The sequence below is a fragment of the Aeromicrobium sp. PFPM2_SD2 genome (assembly GCF_057364525.1).
This window is the reverse complement of record NZ_JBNFNZ010000607.1, coordinates 1-1,189: the sequence shown is the minus strand read 5'-3', so window position 1 is coordinate 1,189 and position 1,189 is coordinate 1. Positions and strand designations below refer to the sequence as shown.

1 protein-coding gene is annotated in these 1,189 nt (G+C 75.8%); it reads right to left on the bottom strand.

The features are described 5' to 3' along the window. Positions 1-1,108 (bottom strand): GAF domain-containing protein (locus AC2W7G_RS16815; protein WP_485869447.1); only part of this gene is annotated, 1,108 nt, incomplete at its 3' end. Between the last annotated feature and the right edge of the window lie 81 nt (positions 1,109-1,189).

The following is a 1,189-nucleotide window of genomic DNA, read 5'->3' as shown; positions in this document are numbered from 1 at the left end:
GCTGCACGTCCCGGGCGCAGCGCCGGGTCGGCGTGCCACCAGCCGACGTCGCGCAGGCCGCGACGCCACGGCGCGTCGGGGGCCCACCGTCTCCTCGGCCAGCGTGACGACGCACCCAGTCCCCCAGCGCCGGCACCACGAGCCGGGCGAACCGGGACATCGCGTCCTCGGGGTCCAGCGTGTCGACGAGCGCGTCGGTCACCTCGCGGAGCAGCTCGGCGCGCTGGGCGGCGCGGGCCATCGTCTGCTGGGCCTCGCGACGCTGCGTCGCGTCCAGGAAGTACACCGCGAGCCCGTCCTCGACCGGCCAGGCCCGCACCTCGTACCAGCCGTCCAGCGGCGGCGGGTAGTACGCCTCGAACGTCACCGGCGTCTGCTTCGCGACGGCGTCGCGGTACGAGCGCTCGAAGACGGTGCCCACGGTCGCCGGGAACAGGTCCCAGACGACCTCGCCGACGATCGGACGGCCGATGGCGCCCAGCATCTGCTCGGCCCGGGCGTTCACGTAGGTGAAGCGCCACTGCGCGTCCAGGTGGTAGTACGCCGCGGGCATGGCCTCCAGCACGCGGGTGACCGAGGCCTCCTCCTCGCGGGCGGAGGTCACGTCGCTGGCGACGCCCAGCGCCCGCACGGCCGTGCCCTCGGGACCCGGCAGGGCGCGCCCGCGGGCGGCCACCCAGCGGATGGTGCCGTCGGGATGCACGACCCGGTACTCGGCCTCGTAGGTGCCGCACGTGGTGATGGCCGCGGCCAGCGCGCGCCCCACCCGGGCTCGGTCGTCGGGGTGGACGCACGCGTTGAAGGCCTCGATCGTGCCGCCGAACTCCTCGGCGGTCAGCCCGAACAGGCGCAGCAGGCGCTCGTCCCAGCGCAGCTCGCCGCTGACCAGGTCCCAGTCGAACGCGCCCACGCCGCCGGCGTCGATGGCCATCTGCCAGACCAGCCGCTCGTCGTCGTGCTCGGACTCCAGCGCCGCCAGCTCCAGCTGCGCGACGACCGGGGCCGCCAGCACCTCGAGCAGCCGGACCTCGTCGTCGCTCCACGAGCGCGGCTCCGGACCGTAGACGCACAGGGCGCCGACGACGTGGCCGTGGGCCACCAGGGGCACGCCGAGATAGGCGCCGACCCCTCCGCCGGCCACCGGGGGCAGGCCCGCGACCCGCGGTCGTGGGCGGCGTCGTCCACGCGG